Here is a 14,523-nt window from a genome sequence, read left to right as displayed (position 1 = left end):
TCAGACGAACCGGTCGCTGCCCTGGACCAGCCTGGTCGCCAGGTACGACTGCTTGAGTTTTTCCAGCCACCAGCCCAGGGCGCGTCCGTCATGATCGCCGCGCCAGCCGGCGTACAGAATGTTCGGTTCCCGGGGATCGGCCATCTGTTTCTCGACCAGCGTGCCGTTCTTCAGCAACGAGCCAACCCGATGTCTGGGCAGCCAGCCCACGCCCAGGCCATCGCACTGGGCGAGGATTTTCGCGCGCATGGTCGGCACGGCGAGCACCGGTTGCCCACCGGAGACGCCATAGGTGCTGCCTTCGGTGGCTCTGGACGAATCTGCCACGACGATCGCCCGGTGTTGCGTCACCGTTGTCCGGGAAATCGGTTCTTTAACCTTGGCCAGTGGATGCCTGGGCGAGACGGCAAACACCCATTCCATTTCCCCCAGTTGCATCCAGCGCAAGGAAGGGATCGCCGGCGGTTCGTTGGTGGCGCCGATGATCAGGTCCGCGCGGCCCTCGCGCAGGGCTTCCCACACACCTTTCAATACTTCCTGGGTGATGCGCAGCGGTACACCGGATTGCAGCGCGTCGAATTCGTGTATCACCGGGATCAGGGCCTCGAACTCCAGCAGCTCGTCGGTGACGATCCACAGTCGGCTCTCCCAACCGTTGGCGACTTGCTGCACCCGTTGGGTCAGGCGCGAGACATCCTGCATCAACCGCGCCGCTTCATTCACCAGCAGCTCCCCGGCGGGGGTGAGCTGCAGGCGGTAGCGGCGCCGATCGAACAGCAGCGCGTCGAAACGCTCTTCCAGTTGCCGCGCCGCATAGGACACCGTCGACGGCGCCTTGCCCAGATGTGCCGCCGCGCGTGACAGGCTGCCGGTTTCCCGAATGGCTTGCAGCAATGCCAGGTCTTCGATGGACAACATGTGCAGATCCTTTGAGGGAAGTGTTCAGGCGGCCCGGCGTAACTTGCGCAGCCTGAACAACCTAAGATAGACCAGCACGTTGAGCGCCAGCACCACGCTGCCGAGGCCCAGTTGAATAGCGGGTGTCAGGCCCGCCGGGTAAATGACCGGCCACACGTAATGCTCGATGAAACCGCCGCCATAGCCGGTTTGCCCGGCGGCCTGGCGCATGCGGTTTTCCCAGTCTGTCAGCGGGCAGAACAAATGGAAAAACTCCACGCAAACGCCCCACGCCGCAGCCGGCAGGTGCAACCAGAGCAGGTGATGCCATCTGAGCACCAGCAGCCCGCCGAACAGCACGAACAGAATGAACAACAGGTGAAACAGCACCAGCCCGTCGGCGGCGATTCGGTAAAGCATGTCGACTCCCTGACACGTGATGCGATCGCTCCATGGTACTCGGGCGGAGTGCCAATCACGAAAATCAGCTAACCCGGCGCGCATCCTGCCGTTTGCAGCAGTGCGCAAGATTGTTCAAGCCATCGGCGGCGACTGCTGGCACAGTTTGACGTCTTTCTCTGGTTGTAGAGCGTTATGTCCAATTCACTCGTGCCGCGCAGCGCGTTTCTCCGCGGCGCCGCGGCGATCATGCCGTTATCCCTGGCAACCGCACCGTGGGGATTGCTGGCCGGTTCCATGGCCATCGAAGCCAACCTCACGCCGCTGCAAGGCCAGGGGTTGTCGAGCATCGTGTTTGCCGGTGCGGCGCAACTGGTGGCCATCGGGATGCTCAAGGGCGGTGCCGGGATATTTTCGATTCTGCTGACCACGTTGCTGCTGACCTCCCAGCATTTACTCTATGGCATGAGCATGCGCTCGGTGATTTCGCCGCTGCCGGGGCGCTGGCGTGCAGGGTTGGGCTTTTTGCTCACCGACGAGTTGTTTGCCCTGACCAGCCAGCATGACAAACAGCAGTTCAACCGCTGGTACGCGCTGGGCGTCGGCCTGACGTTTTACATCGCCTGGAACCTCTTCACCCTTGCTGGCATTGTGCTCGGCTCCAGCATTCCGGGGCTGGAGCATCTGGGTCTGGATTTCTCCATCGCCGCAACCTTCATCGCCCTGATCACCCCGGTGGTGCGCAACGTACCGACCGTGGTTTGCGTGGCGGTGTCGCTGTTCTGTTCGGTGTTGTTCAGCTATTGGCAATGGGGCTCGGCGCTGGTGCTGTCGGGGTTGGCGGGCATGACGGCGGGCTTCGTCTGCAATAAATTCTACGGTGGACGCACATGATGGTCTGGGCCGTGATTATCGGTATGGGAATTCTGGTATTCCTCAACCGCTACGTGTTTCTCGAACCGCGCCTGCCGCTGCGCCTGAGCAGCAACGCCCGGCAGTTTCTTGGTTTTGCGGTGCCGGGCATGCTGACCGCGATTTGCGGGCCGATTGTGTTCATGCCGGACAAGCAGCTGAATTTGCAGTGGGACAATCCGTATCTGATCAGTTCGCTGGTGGCGGTGGGGCTGGTGCTGTACACCCGCAATACCTTGCTCAGCATGCTGTTGAGCATGGGGTTTTTCTTTTTGCTGCGCTGGTGGCTTTGAACCGGGTTTTCGAAACTGATCTACGCTTAAAGTTGATGACGGATCCCTTAGGAAGAGAGGTGAGCATGGCTACTGAACCAAAGCGTCCGGATCCGGATGATGAAGACATGGATGAACCGACGGAAGAAGAGCTCGAGCGCCAGAGGCGTTCGTCGCCGACCTGGAAGCACCCTGATGACGGGAAAGAATTGCCGGACCGTGATATGGAGTTTCCGTTGAAGCCCTGAGCTCTGGGGTAAGGGCGGAACCAATAGCCGCCGTTACCGCAGAAACGGATATGCCCCCAACCCCAACCAATCTACACCTACAACAAAGCCCCGAATCAACCGGGGCTTTGTTGTATAGGCCAATCAGATCGACACATTCCAGCGAATCTGGGTAATACCCAATTGCTGCGCCTTGATACGTGCCGTTTCAAGGGTGGCATGTACGGCGATCTTTCGATCGGATTCCGGATAAGCATGCGCAGACGCCGAATGTATGGCATCGACATCAGAAAAATGCACCGCCAGTTTGAAAAAATGCTTTCGCACACCGTCGAACATGTAATGCACGGCATAAGGAACGAGTTCGCTCATGTATTTCTCGTGAAGCCAGCCAAGTCGTTGGCTTAGTCGTCGAACAGGACATTCATAGAGATCTGCGGGGCGAGCTTCGTGCAGAAATAAGACGGCTGAAAACAGATGAGGCTCAGCGAGCCTCAGTTGTTGAGAGTCTTTCGACGGCGGGTTCGTTCAGTTCTTTTGCCAAACGGGTCCCCGAGTGTGGTTTCAAGCGTCGTCCAGCTGCAACACATCGGGATGGGAAGCCCGATAGCCCAAGGTCTTGTCGATCCATGCACTCAGCTCGTTGACCATCACCGGAGGCTTGCCCGGATAGTGCCCGAGGGTTGAACGCAGGATGCCGTCGATCCCCGGAACTGATCGCAGGTCACGGGTCTTGATGTAATGTTCGATAAAACAGTTAAGTCGAAAGTGTTCTGTCATCGAAAGATAAACGCACTCCAGACTAACGACTTGATCAATTGCAAAATCGTCGCGCATTTAGTTCTCTGCAAGGCTTGTAGTTGTGGGATTTCCTTAATTGTTGACTTTTTGGTCAACTGGGCGGTGCCGATGGAAATGCGGCGCGCATGCTATCCGTAGTCATTCTAAATGTATGTACGTCGATGCAGATGTCAGACAAGCGGTTGAAGGATCAAATCGCCAGACTTCTACAAGTGTTTCTTGGGTGAAACACTCTTTGTAACGTTCAAGTTATTAGCCTGTATCGACAGGTGTTAAATACGATTGCGTTTGTCTCGGTATTGATAGTTTCATCTCTGCTCATCAATAAGCTCAGCGCCCTGGTTCCTGACGTTGCCAATGGCTTTGCCGACCTTGTACCACTCGAATACCTCACTGCCTTCGCCTTGCCACAAGGCCATCTGTTCGGCGCGTTCCCGGGGAGTGGCGGGGTCGAGCCATTCCCTTGCCAGTTCTGGCGACAGAACCACCGGTCGGCGGTCATGAATATCGAGCATGCCGCCGGCGCTGTCTGCGGTAATGATCACGAAACCGTCGTCGTCTCGCGCTTCCACGCTATTCGTAGGAAACCGTCCAATCGCGGCACAGAAAATCGGCGCGCGGTCCCGTCGACGGATGAGCCACGGCTGTCGGGTCGAGTCTCCCGCATCGACCCATTCGAACCAGTTATCAATCGGTACGATTGCGCGGTGCGGCCAGATCGTGCGGAAGAACGGGCCATGGGCGACTTTTTCGACGCGGGCATTGATCGGCGCCGCGCGATCCTTCGCCCAATGCGGCCGCCAGCCCCAACGCACCTTGTCAGCCACAAGCCCAACGTCCTCCTGGTGAAACAACGCCAGTTGATGAGTCGGCGCCGCGTTATAGCGGGCCAACGGCTCGTCGCCGACATGGTTGATCAGCGCATCGGGAATGCTCAGTACCGCGACAAAATCGTGGATGCCCCGGTACTGCGACAGTCGTCCGCACATGACCGAATCCTCCCGTCGGAGGTTTCAGCATAGTCGTGCCTCAGATCACGTGCGCCAAGGATTCACCGGTGAAAACCATCGCCGACCTCAAGGGCAGGAAAGTCGCCTACTGGAGGCGCACATGACCGTCGGCCCGGTAGACGCGCAGGCGGCCAAGGATCTGCAGAGCACGGCGGACGTCCTGTTCAAGGTCAAGGCACTGCCTTCGGCACTGGCAACCGTGCCGATCATCGACAGCTCGTTTCAGCAGGCCCTCAACCAGTAACCGACGCTGCACGGCAGCGCTGGAACCAAACACTGTGTAACCTGATCCAACCGGCGCCTGCACATGTGTGCGGGCTCAACGGTCTGGTCCAGGGCACTCCATGAAACAGCTGTTCAAGGTTTTCTGCGCACTCGCCATTGCCGTCGGGCTGGCGGGTTGCATTGCGGCTCCCATCGAAATGACGGCGCAGACGGAACAGCGGCTGCGCGCGCAACCGCCGATCCGTTTTCTGCTGACCTTCGATGACGGTCCCAGCGCGTCGAGTTTCTGGAATCCGACGATCACCATTCTCGACAGCCTGGCCACGAACCCGGTGCAACCGAACCTCAAAGCGGTGTTCTTCGTACAGACCGGCGCGCCACGGGCGGGTGATAGCGACATCGGCCGCGAGGTCATGCGCCGCGAACACGCCGACGGGCAGATACTGGGTTTTCACACGGGCACTCACTGGCACACCAATCACCGTTCCCTGAGCCCGGAAGAACTGGAACAGTCGCTGACCAAGGGCAGTGCCGATATTGCCGCGATCACCGGCACGCCACCGACCCTGGTGCGTCCGCCATTCTGGAACTTTGACAAACGGGTCTTCGCGGCTTATCAAAAGCACGGCTTGCACGTGTTGCTGACCGACTTGAGTGCCAACGACGGCAAGATCTGGGGCTTCAATGCCAGTCCCCGGCGGCGGGCCAACATGCTGCGACAGCTGTCGGAAGTGCGAGAGCGCATTGCGTTGGGCGAACTGCCCACCGTGGACGGCGTGATCCCGGTGGTGGTGACCTTCCACGACCTCAATCGCTACACCGCCCGGCATGCCCGCGAGTACTTGCAAATCCTGCTGGATAGCGCACAGGCGACCGGCTTGAAAACGGCGCAGAAGCCGTTCTATGACGATCAAGCCGAGCTGCAACGGGCGGCGATGGCGCGTACTGTTCGCGACAGTTCACAACCGGTGAAATTGCCGGGGATCTGGAACTGGATCTGGGGAGCGGACGCGAACTGATCCGCTCGTCGGCCAGGCTTCAGTTCAGAAACATCGGCAAATAACCCAGCTCCACCAGTTTTGTATCGATATCCCCAACCCGTTCAACGTGGTCGAGGTTTTGCTCGTTCATCACCTCAGGGCAGCTGATGACAAGGGTTCCCCGGTCTGGCACAGGAATTAGTTTGTGTGCCTGGGGGAAGTCTGCGAGGTTCAACGACTTGGGGCAAAAGCCGATCCATCCAATCGTCTGTCGGTCCTTGAAGACACGTCCTTTTCTGAAGTAATGGGCCGGTACGAGGGTGACCCAGTCAATTTCAGGCCAGATGTTCACGGCCAGGCTGATGATTTCCGTGAACATCTCCTGCGGGTGTTCAAACTTCATCAACAGGGCACCGGCGTCCTCGAACGACAGGGCGGACACGGAGTCGAGATTGTGTGCGCTGTAATGAAAAGCGACGCCTCCCTCAAGCGGGTCCTCGATGGCGTTCCACACCGAAAATTCGGTCAGGTCAGGCAGCTCGGGATCATGAGCTCGTTTAACCTTGTCGATCAGCGCTTGAGTGTCGGTACTGACATTGGTTGCAAGCGAGTCCTTAAGGCTTTTCCCTTGCAGATACCAGTTGGCCAGAAGCGGGCTGATGGCCCCGAGCTCTCGCAAAAACCTGGCCGCTTTTTCTATCTGCAGCTCAAGGGGAAGTGACGTAATGGCCTGCTTGTTGAACCTGAGTGTGAAGATGAAGCTTTTGAAGTTGGTCATGCTGACACCTTGAATGCGTTGCGGGTCGGACTAGGCGATCAATCCCGGGTTATCTCTGTAGTACTCCTCCATTTGCTTCTCTTCTTCCTTGCGCAGCTCGTCGTATTCCTCCTGGTCCTTGGTACCGGGCAGGGGGTTCCAGAACGCCCTCAGGTTGGTCAGGCCAAGGTCGCTGTATTGTTCTGAACAGTATTCGTAGACCACGCGTTGCATGAAATGCCACTCCACCGAAACAGGAGGCGTAGGCCTGGCTTTCTGTGAATGTGCTCTGGCGGGGGCAATCAATTCTTCCCTGACATTGGCCCAAGGCCGAGGGGTATTCAGGACAGGGAAGAACATGAAGGCGTAGCGTGCCTTGGCCTCCAGTAATGTGCATCGGCTTTTGTCAAAGCCGTCCCACCAGGTGTTGCTCCACCGCCATTCGTTCGGGTAGGGAAAGTTCGTCACCCATTGCTGATAGCGAGAGGACAGGTCAGACATGCTGTGACCTTTACCGTTGTTGGCGATCGCCATCACGCCTTTGTCCGGAGGGCAGTCCACGCAATCTTTTTTCTCGCTCTTGCACTGCTCTTCTTTCTGACGCGTTTGTTCGCGAGTCACCGGTGGTGCGTCGGTTTTCTGGTCGGTTTGAAGTTTCGGTTGAACCTGCGGCTGCGGCATTGGCATCGGCTTGGGCGCCGGTTGCGGTGCCGGCATGGGAGCAGGGCGGGGCGGTGGCGCAGGCATACGGGTGGGTGGTGGAACCCTGATTCCTTCGAAAGGACCGCGCATGCCTCCGCGAGGGACGGGAAACGGCCCTCGGGCGAGTTGTTCGCCGGAGCCTGCGGTTCCGGGTGTTTTCAGAAGGTTGCTCATTGTCGTCCCTGGTTTACTTGGCGCGTGGCCATTCCTTTAGTGAGTCAATGTATTGCATGACGCTGTCGTAATCTCGAAAACGTTGTTCCGGCGTATCGGCAACAGGGCGTTGCATCCATTCCACAAACCCTGGCGATGTCTGAAAGCCCGGCTTGTACAACCCATAGCGCATGAACAGTTCGGTTTCTTCGGGGGCCACGATACCAAACGCTTCGGCCTCATCACGTAGCTGTCTGAGATACGCGCTGGCCTTGGGTTCACCTACTTTTGCGAACCACGCGGGGTCTTGCTGGCGAACTTCGAGCAGGAGCTTGTCGATGACTTCGTCCTGACGGATGTGATCCAGTTGTTCGAGTTGTTCTGCACTGAGTTCAAGCACTGGTAACCTCCGTTTTTTTCGGTGCATTGAAGGTCAGGTAATCCCGCTGCAAGGGTCGCCAGGTTTGCCAGAAAAGGATGCCGGACATGAGCTCCGCCTGTTGCGTCTCGGTCAAAACCGGTTCGAGGGCCTGGCGCACGGTCGGGTTGTAATAGCGGAACAACGCACGACGACCGTCCGGGAGGCGGGTAAACAACTGGCTTTTCAGGTGGGCGGCGAGGGTTTCGAACCCCTGTTCACTCCACAGCCAGGACACCAGGGGCGATTGCTGGTCCCTGCCGATCAGCCATAGCAGTAGCTGATCGCTGAGCGGGTCTTCATCGGTAAAGGTCACCAGTGCCGGGCCTGCGTGCTTGATTTCATCCAGCTCGGTGCCTTCCAGCAACCATTGCCATTGAACCCGGTCACCGGGCTCATCGAAGCGTTTGGTCAGCGTCAGATAGCGCGCGCCGTCAACCAATGCATAGTGACGCAGACCGGGATTCGCTCGGCGAGCACGCTGAATCGTCTGCAACGAATTCCGGGTTTGCGGATCGACAAGAATTGTCTGGTCGTCCGGGATCATTGGGAGGCCCCGAGATTTTCCAGCGGAACAAAACTCGCGTTCCTTTTGGCTGCCGCCAGCAAGCAGGGAAGGCACAGCGTCGGAAGTTTGAGCAACGAAGCGACCGCTGATACCGCGGCCCCGCCACCACTCATTCCGATGATGACAGTGCCGGATCCACCCACCACAACGTTTCCGTGATTACCCAACGTCCCGATGGTCACCGCCGGCAGGCCATTGATCAGCACATTGGGAACGACGTTGCTCGTCAGTGCGCTTCCGCAGGCCGTTGTGTCGGTTTGCCGGGCGGCGGCCAGTCCGTCGAAAAAGACATCCGCCGAACCGCTGACAATAGGGTTCGTACCGTGACCCGGAAGTGTACACGCCGTAGGGTCGGTGACCCGTGCTGCAGGTTTTCCACTCATGACAATCCTCCTTGAAGCACGCGTGTATCGTGCAAGCTGTTTCCTTGAGCATTCGATTTTGCGAAACACCATCGACATTCGATGGCGTCAAACAGTGCAACCTGTGTGGGGGGAGCGGTGGTGCAGGCACCGCCCGGTAAAGCGTTGAGGGCTTCTGTGGTATGCCACTGGAGATCGTACGCCGGTGCGTCATCCAGTTCGTTGAGCAGGGAGTTGTAGTGATGCAGGCCGGCAGCGTCGTAAGTCGCCTGGAGCTGGCGGGAAAGTTGCTCGCCCCAACACACGTAGTGGTCAGGCGTCCACTTCCCGATATCGGCGTGAATGAACCAACCCATGGGGCGTAATCGTTTATCGGTTTCGATCAGCCTGTCGGTGTGAGCGGCGAAACCGCAACCGATATGCAGGGTCAGCCAACCACGATTGGCGGCGAGGAAAGAGTCAGGGTCAAAGAATTGCGAGAGAGGCCGCACCTGCAGATCGTCATCACCGCACGTGCGGGCCATGATTTCAGCGTCCAGTCTGGAAACGAAGGCCTGGACGGCAGGGTGCCCCTGGCTGTTTCGGGTCGTCAGCGCGAGTCCGGCCTGAGCACCGCTCACATTTTTGAGCAGACCATACAGGCGAATGGATGACTTGAATGTCGATGGGCGAAGCATCCTTACTCCTTGAACGTTACCGTCGCAAAACCGTAACTGCCGAATTCCATTCGGACTGCAAAAAGATGAGACAGGGTGTTGCCGCATTCTCTGCGCAGGGCATGATGACCTGTTCCCTGCAGCCGACAAAGTCGGGTCGGGCAGGAAGTTGTGACCAAATGTATCTGAATTCTGGTCGTGCGTTCGCCGGTCAGTCCCTCGGCAATAACTCATCAATCATCCGCAAACAATGATTCAACCCCGGCGAGACATCGCCTACGCGCCGGCTAAGGATGATAGGCGAAGTCGCGTTGTCTTCCAGCAGCGGCGTGAAACCGATGTCGTCGCGGTGCAGCAATTGCACTGAGGCCGGCACCAGGGTGACACCGATTCCCGCGCCCACGAGACCGATGGCGGTTTGCAGCTCGTTGGTCCATTGCGCCACATGGATGCTCACACCATACGACTCGAACAACGCGATCACATGGTCGGCGTAGCTGGGACGCGGATTGCCGGGGTACAGCACGAAGGGTTCCTTCGCCAGATCGCGCAGGCTGATCGGTCCGGCCAGCAATGGATGGCCGGCGGGCAGGGCGGCGACCAGGCGGTCTTCCGTCAAGACAGTCTGGATAATGGCCGGGTCGTCGATGCGGATCCGCCCGAAACCGATGTCGATCCGACCGGCCTTGAGCGCCTGCACCTGTTGCAGCGTGGTCATTTCCGAGAGCCCGAGCTCAAGCTCCAGAGGCTCGCCGCTGCGCAAACGGCGGATCAGTTCCGGCAGCACGCCATAGAGTGTCGATGGCGCAAAACCGATGCCCAGCCAGGTTTTTTCGCCCACGCCTATCCGTCGTGTGTTGTCGCAGACCTTGCCCAGTTGCTCGAGCAGGGCGGTGGAGTGCTCATGGAAAAACCGACCGGCGTCGGTCAGCTTCAGCGGCCTGCCGCGTTCCAGCAACAACACCCCGAGTTCGTCTTCCAGTTGCTGAATCTGCCGGCTCAGCGGTGGCTGGGCGATGTGCAGCAATTCAGCGGCGCGGGTGAAGTTGAGGGTTTGAGCCAACACCTGAAAATACCGCAGGTGACGCAGTTCCATGAGGCCTCCGCAAACAATCCAGTTGCATACCTTTAAGGTATCAAGTCAGACCAATTCTATATTGGCTTCCCGAAAAAAGCCGTACCAGAATCGGTTCCAGAACTTTAAGAACCTGACGGGTATCGCCATGCTGGAAACTGCCATTGAATCGATCGAGACGATCATCGTCGATCTGCCGACCATCCGCCCGCACAAGCTGGCGATGCACACCATGCAGAACCAGACCCTGGTAATCATTCGCGTGCGTTGCGCCGATGGCATTGAAGGTATTGGCGAATCCACCACCATCGGTGGCCTGGCGTATGGCAACGAAAGCCCGGACAGCATCAAGACCAACATCGACCGCCACTTCGCGCCGCTGTTGCTGGGCCAGGACAGCGCCAACGTGAACGCCGCGATGTTACGCCTGGAGCGCAGCATCCGGGGCAACACCTTCGCCAAGTCAGGTATCGAAACCGCGTTGCTCGACGCCCAGGGCAAACGACTCGGCCTGCCGGTCAGTGAACTGTTGGGCGGGCGGGTTCGCGATGCACTGCCGGTGGCCTGGACCCTGGCCAGTGGCGACACCGACAAGGACATCGCCGAAGCGGAAAAAATGCTCGACCTGCGCCGCCATCGCATCTTCAAACTGAAAATCGGTGCCGGCGAAGTCAATCGCGACCTGGCCCACGTCATCGCGATCAAGAAAGCCCTGGGTGATCGCGCCAGCGTGCGGGTCGATGTCAATCAGGCGTGGGACGAAGCCGTCGCGCTGCGTGCCTGCCGGATCCTCGGCACCAACGGCATCGACCTGATCGAACAGCCGATTTCGCGCAACAATCGCGCCGGCATGGCGCGCCTGAACACCATGAGCCCGGCACCGATCATGGCCGACGAATCCATCGAGTGCGTTGAAGATGCGTTCAACCTGGCGCGTGAAGGCGCTGCGTCGGTGTTCGCCCTTAAGATCGCCAAGAACGGCGGCCCGCGTGCCGTGCTGCGAACGGCCGCGATTGCCGAAGCGGCCGGCATTGGCCTGTACGGCGGCACCATGCTTGAAGGTGGCATCGGCACACTGGCTTCGGCCCATGCATTTGTCACGCTGAACAAACTGGCGTGGGACACCGAGCTGTTCGGCCCGCTGCTGCTCACCGAAGACATCCTCAGCGAGCCGCTGGTCTATCGCGATTTCGAGCTGCACGTACCGAAAACCCCGGGCCTGGGCCTGAGCCTCGATGAAGAGCGCCTGGCGTTCTTCCGCCGCGACAAAACCTCTACTGCCATTCATCTTGCTTGAGGAGAGCCTTATGCTGTTCCACGTAAAAATGACCGTGAACCTGCCGGTCGACATGAATCCTGAAGCAGCCGCCCGATTGAAGGCTGACGAAAAAGCGCTCGCCCAGCGCCTGCAAGAACAAGGCAAGTGGCGTCACCTGTGGCGCATCGCCGGGCTTTACGCCAATTACAGCGTGTTCGATGTCGACAGCGTTCAAGAGCTCCACGACCTGCTGATGCAATTGCCGCTGTATCCGTACATGGCGATCGAAGTCACCGCGATGTGCCGGCATCCTTCTTCCATCCGTGAGGATGACCGCTGAACCCAGCCTGTTCAGTTCGCTACGCTAATAATTACAAGATGAGGAACCACCATGAACGTCAAGATTTCCCACACTGCCAGCGCCCAGAAATTTCTCGAAGAGGCCAGCGGCCTGCTCAATGACGCCGGCAACCCGCGGGTCAAGGCACTGATCTACCGCATCCTGCGTGACTCGGTGAACATCATCGAAGATCTCGCCGTGACCCCGGAAGAATTCTGGAAAGCCGTCAACTACCTCAACGTACTGGGTGCGCGTCAGGAAGCGGGTCTGGTGGTGGCCGGGCTCGGTCTGGAACATTACCTGGACCTGCTGATGGACGCCGAAGACGAGCAGGCCGGCAAGGCGGGTGGCACGCCGCGGACCATCGAAGGGCCGCTGTACGTGGCCGGTGCACCGTTGTCCCAGGGCGAAGCGCGTCTGGATGATGGCGTCGATCCGGGTGTGACGCTGTTCATGCAGGGCCGAGTGTTCAATACCGCTGGCGAACCGTTGGCCGGCGCCGTGGTGGATGTCTGGCACGCCAACACGGGCGGCACTTACTCGTACTTCGATACCACGCAATCGGAATTCAACCTGCGTCGCCGTATCGTCACCGATGCCGAAGGCCGTTACCGTTTCCGCAGCATCGTGCCGTCGGGCTACGGTTGCCCACCGGACGGTCCGACCCAGCAACTGCTCGATCAACTGGGCCGTCACGGCCAGCGTCCGGCGCACGTGCACTTCTTCATCTCGGCACCGGATCATCGTCACCTGACCACCCAGATCAACCTCGATGGCGATCAATACCTGCACGACGATTTCGCCTACGCCACCCGTGATGAGCTGATCGCGAAGATCACCTTCAGCGATGATCAGGCACGTGCGGCGGCCTACGGCGTGAGCGGCCGCTTTGCCGAAATCGAATTCGATTTCACCTTGCAGTCGTCTGCCCAGCCTGAAGAGCAGCAACGTCACGAGCGGGTTCGCGCACTCGAGGACTGATCACCTAGACTGCCGAACCGGGCCACGAGATAACCGACCGTTTATCTCGTGGCTTTGTGTGTTTCGGGCAGTGCCCTAGAATGGCCCGACGCAACCTATAACAACAATGAGAGTGACCCGATGATGCAAGCGCAACTGTTGAGTCAGCGCAGCTCCGTATTCGACCATGCCGACCCGTACGCGGTGTCGGGCTACGTCAATCAGCATGTCGGTAATCATTGCATCCTGATGCCCCGCGCCGGGCACCCGCTGGCCAGTCTCAATCACCGCAAGTTCGCCAGTCTCGACCTGTGCCGCATCAGCTACGGCGGCAGCGTTCGCGTCACTTCCGGCGCGCTGGAAACCATCTATCACCTGCAAGTTTTGCTGCGCGGCAATTGCCTGTGGCGTGGTCACGGTCAGGAACATTACTTCGCCCCTGGCGAATTGCTGCTGATCAACCCCGATGATCCGGTAGACCTGACGTACTCCGACGATTGCGAAAAATTCATCCTCAAAGTCCCGACGTCGTTGCTGGAATCGGTCTGCGACGAGCAACGCTGGCGCTATCCGGCGCAGGGCGTGCGGTTCCTGGAGAACCGTTATCAGCTCAATGAGCTGGAAGGTTTTGTCGGCCTGCTGGCGATGATTTGCCAGGAAGCCGAAGCCACCGAGCAGATTCCAAAAGTGCAGGAGCACTACGCGCAGATCATTGTCAGCAAGATGCTCAGCCTGATGCAGACCAATGTCAGCCGTATCAGCCTTGGCTCACAGACGGCGACGTTCGAGGTGATCGCCGACTACATCGCCCGCAACCTCAAGCAGGACATCGATAGCGAAGAACTGGCGCGACAAGCGCGGATGAGCCTGCGTTCGCTGTACGGTTTGTTCGAACGCAACGCCGGCACCACGCCGAAAAACTACATCCGGCAGAAACGCCTGGAACGTATCAATGCATGCCTGATCGACCCGACCTGCAATGTGCGAAACGTCACTGAGGTGGCGATGGATTATGGGTTTCTGCATTTGGGGCGGTTTTCGGATAACTATCGCAAGCAGTTTGGGGAGTTGCCTTCGGATACGTTGAAGCGGCGGGAGTGAATCATGCGGCCAATTAGCATGTTTTATGCGAGGTCAAACCTGGCTATGGCTGCGAGACAGCACATCACAAATAAGAGCCCCAATAAGGTCCACTGCAAAACGGCCAATTTTCGCTTTAAATTCGCGGGAAATTTTTCCAAATCTTCCGGACACAATTCGCCTCTTTTCAGATAAAAGTTCGGGAAAGTCACGATCCCGGAAATGCCTCCTATGAGCATTAGCCGTCCCCATGGACCACCATGCCTGAGAGGGGCTCGCACCATGATCGCCGTACAATTTTTAAGCTGCTCAAGCATCCAGTCCATCTTGGTGTAAGCCATGTGCAATGCGACAGTGATCCAAACTAATGCTGCTGCAAAGTAAATCAGGCCGATGCCGGCGATCAACACGTCAACAGTTCCCTGGCTCATTTAGCGATCTCATGAATTTTTTCTCCGGCGTAAATTTTTA

At 58.4% G+C, this 14,523-nt stretch carries 21 protein-coding genes and 1 pseudogene; 9 read left to right on the top strand and 13 right to left on the bottom strand.

The window, feature by feature from the left end; all coding sequences use genetic code 11:
• Both ACM1ZW_RS28025 and ACM1ZW_RS28020 read right to left on the bottom strand, forming a co-directional pair.
• Nucleotides 1–918, bottom strand: a complete 918-nt coding sequence (locus tag ACM1ZW_RS28025) for a LysR family transcriptional regulator (RefSeq protein WP_017339372.1) — start codon at nt 916–918, stop codon at nt 1–3.
• Between the two features lie 24 nt (nt 919–942).
• Nucleotides 943–1,317, bottom strand: a complete 375-nt coding sequence (locus tag ACM1ZW_RS28020; protein WP_017339371.1) for a DUF2784 domain-containing protein — start codon at nt 1,315–1,317, stop codon at nt 943–945.
• A 174-nt stretch (nt 1,318–1,491) separates the two neighbouring features.
• Here ACM1ZW_RS28020 and ACM1ZW_RS28015 point away from each other — a divergent pair, with 174 nt between their 5' ends.
• The 3 genes from ACM1ZW_RS28015 to ACM1ZW_RS28005 all read left to right on the top strand — a co-directional run bounded on the left by ACM1ZW_RS28015 (nt 1,492) and on the right by ACM1ZW_RS28005 (nt 2,728).
• Nucleotides 1,492–2,190 (top strand): AzlC family ABC transporter permease, encoded by a 699-nt coding sequence (locus ACM1ZW_RS28015; RefSeq protein WP_017339370.1) that lies wholly within the window; start codon nt 1,492–1,494, stop codon nt 2,188–2,190.
• Entirely contained in the window at nt 2,190–2,501 is a 312-nt protein-coding gene (locus tag ACM1ZW_RS28010) for an AzlD domain-containing protein (protein ID WP_193393033.1), read from the top strand. The genes ACM1ZW_RS28015 and ACM1ZW_RS28010 overlap by 1 nt, the downstream gene beginning before the upstream one ends.
• A gap of 65 nt (nt 2,502–2,566) precedes the next feature.
• The gene (locus tag ACM1ZW_RS28005) at nt 2,567–2,728 is read left to right on the top strand and encodes a hypothetical protein (protein ID WP_017339368.1); all 162 of its coding nucleotides are present in this window, start codon (nt 2,567–2,569) and stop codon (nt 2,726–2,728) included.
• Nucleotides 2,729–2,851: 123 nt separating this feature from the next.
• Here ACM1ZW_RS28005 and ACM1ZW_RS28000 read toward each other — a convergent pair whose 3' ends face one another.
• From ACM1ZW_RS28000 to ACM1ZW_RS27990, 3 genes are all read right to left on the bottom strand, one after another.
• Nucleotides 2,852–3,079, bottom strand: a complete 228-nt coding sequence (locus tag ACM1ZW_RS28000) for a DUF6555 family protein (RefSeq protein ID WP_017339367.1) — start codon at nt 3,077–3,079, stop codon at nt 2,852–2,854.
• A gap of 192 nt (nt 3,080–3,271) precedes the next feature.
• A complete protein-coding gene (locus ACM1ZW_RS27995) occupies nt 3,272–3,544 on the bottom strand; it encodes a hypothetical protein (protein ID WP_017339366.1) in 273 nt (90 codons plus the stop codon).
• A 272-nt stretch (nt 3,545–3,816) separates the two neighbouring features.
• A complete protein-coding gene (locus tag ACM1ZW_RS27990) occupies nt 3,817–4,497 on the bottom strand; it encodes an SOS response-associated peptidase (protein WP_416739788.1) in 681 nt (226 codons plus the stop codon).
• A gap of 106 nt (nt 4,498–4,603) precedes the next feature.
• Here ACM1ZW_RS27990 and ACM1ZW_RS27985 point away from each other — a divergent pair.
• Nucleotides 4,604–4,762 (top strand): annotated as a pseudogene (locus ACM1ZW_RS27985) (ABC transporter substrate-binding protein); the annotation flags it as partial.
• 100 nt (nt 4,763–4,862) lie between these two features.
• On the top strand, nt 4,863–5,762 hold the full coding sequence (locus ACM1ZW_RS27980; RefSeq protein ID WP_416739787.1) for a polysaccharide deacetylase family protein: 900 nt from the start codon (nt 4,863–4,865) through the stop codon (nt 5,760–5,762).
• A 19-nt stretch (nt 5,763–5,781) separates the two neighbouring features.
• Here the strand turns inward: ACM1ZW_RS27980 and ACM1ZW_RS27975 are convergent, their stop codons facing one another.
• From ACM1ZW_RS27975 to ACM1ZW_RS27945, 7 genes are all read right to left on the bottom strand, one after another.
• Entirely contained in the window at nt 5,782–6,501 is a 720-nt protein-coding gene (locus tag ACM1ZW_RS27975; RefSeq protein WP_414879062.1) for an Imm52 family immunity protein, read from the bottom strand.
• A gap of 30 nt (nt 6,502–6,531) precedes the next feature.
• Nucleotides 6,532–7,356: a Tox-REase-5 domain-containing protein gene (locus ACM1ZW_RS27970; protein WP_031319001.1), complete on the bottom strand. Its 825-nt coding sequence runs from the start codon at nt 7,354–7,356 to the stop codon at nt 6,532–6,534.
• A gap of 13 nt (nt 7,357–7,369) precedes the next feature.
• The gene (locus ACM1ZW_RS27965; protein ID WP_017339360.1) at nt 7,370–7,735 is read right to left on the bottom strand and encodes a hypothetical protein; all 366 of its coding nucleotides are present in this window, start codon (nt 7,733–7,735) and stop codon (nt 7,370–7,372) included.
• Nucleotides 7,728–8,300: a DUF4123 domain-containing protein gene (locus ACM1ZW_RS27960; RefSeq protein ID WP_017339359.1), complete on the bottom strand. Its 573-nt coding sequence runs from the start codon at nt 8,298–8,300 to the stop codon at nt 7,728–7,730. The genes ACM1ZW_RS27965 and ACM1ZW_RS27960 overlap by 8 nt, the downstream gene beginning before the upstream one ends.
• Entirely contained in the window at nt 8,297–8,704 is a 408-nt protein-coding gene (locus tag ACM1ZW_RS27955; RefSeq protein ID WP_416739786.1) for a PAAR domain-containing protein, read from the bottom strand. The genes ACM1ZW_RS27960 and ACM1ZW_RS27955 overlap by 4 nt, the downstream gene beginning before the upstream one ends.
• Nucleotides 8,701–9,360: a hypothetical protein gene (locus tag ACM1ZW_RS27950; protein ID WP_414879060.1), complete on the bottom strand. Its 660-nt coding sequence runs from the start codon at nt 9,358–9,360 to the stop codon at nt 8,701–8,703. Before ACM1ZW_RS27950 ends, ACM1ZW_RS27955 begins: the two co-directional genes overlap by 4 nt.
• Before the next feature lie 190 nt (nt 9,361–9,550).
• Nucleotides 9,551–10,435: a LysR family transcriptional regulator gene (locus tag ACM1ZW_RS27945; RefSeq protein ID WP_416739785.1), complete on the bottom strand. Its 885-nt coding sequence runs from the start codon at nt 10,433–10,435 to the stop codon at nt 9,551–9,553.
• Between the two features lie 127 nt (nt 10,436–10,562).
• On the opposite strand from ACM1ZW_RS27945, the gene ACM1ZW_RS27940 reads away from it, so the two are divergent.
• The 4 genes from ACM1ZW_RS27940 to ACM1ZW_RS27925 all read left to right on the top strand — a co-directional run bounded on the left by ACM1ZW_RS27940 (nt 10,563) and on the right by ACM1ZW_RS27925 (nt 14,073).
• Complete coding sequence (locus ACM1ZW_RS27940; protein ID WP_017339355.1) at nt 10,563–11,711, top strand: muconate cycloisomerase family protein; 1,149 nt, start codon at nt 10,563–10,565, stop codon at nt 11,709–11,711.
• 10 nt (nt 11,712–11,721) lie between these two features.
• A complete protein-coding gene (catC, locus tag ACM1ZW_RS27935) occupies nt 11,722–12,012 on the top strand; it encodes a muconolactone Delta-isomerase (protein ID WP_017339354.1) in 291 nt (96 codons plus the stop codon).
• 51 nt (nt 12,013–12,063) lie between these two features.
• Entirely contained in the window at nt 12,064–12,993 is a 930-nt protein-coding gene (catA, locus tag ACM1ZW_RS27930) for a catechol 1,2-dioxygenase (protein WP_414879058.1), read from the top strand.
• A 120-nt stretch (nt 12,994–13,113) separates the two neighbouring features.
• On the top strand, nt 13,114–14,073 hold the full coding sequence (locus ACM1ZW_RS27925; RefSeq protein WP_017339352.1) for an AraC family transcriptional regulator: 960 nt from the start codon (nt 13,114–13,116) through the stop codon (nt 14,071–14,073).
• 23 nt (nt 14,074–14,096) lie between these two features.
• On the opposite strand, the gene ACM1ZW_RS27920 is transcribed toward ACM1ZW_RS27925, so the two are convergent.
• Complete coding sequence (locus ACM1ZW_RS27920) at nt 14,097–14,483, bottom strand: hypothetical protein (protein ID WP_017339351.1); 387 nt, start codon at nt 14,481–14,483, stop codon at nt 14,097–14,099.
• Nucleotides 14,484–14,523 lie beyond the last annotated feature (40 nt).

It is taken from the genome of Pseudomonas sp. NFX71 (genome assembly GCF_048079215.1).
GTDB classification, from domain to species: Bacteria; Pseudomonadota; Gammaproteobacteria; order Pseudomonadales; family Pseudomonadaceae; genus Aquipseudomonas; species Aquipseudomonas fluorescens_B.
This window is presented reverse-complemented; position numbering and strand designations above follow the sequence as displayed.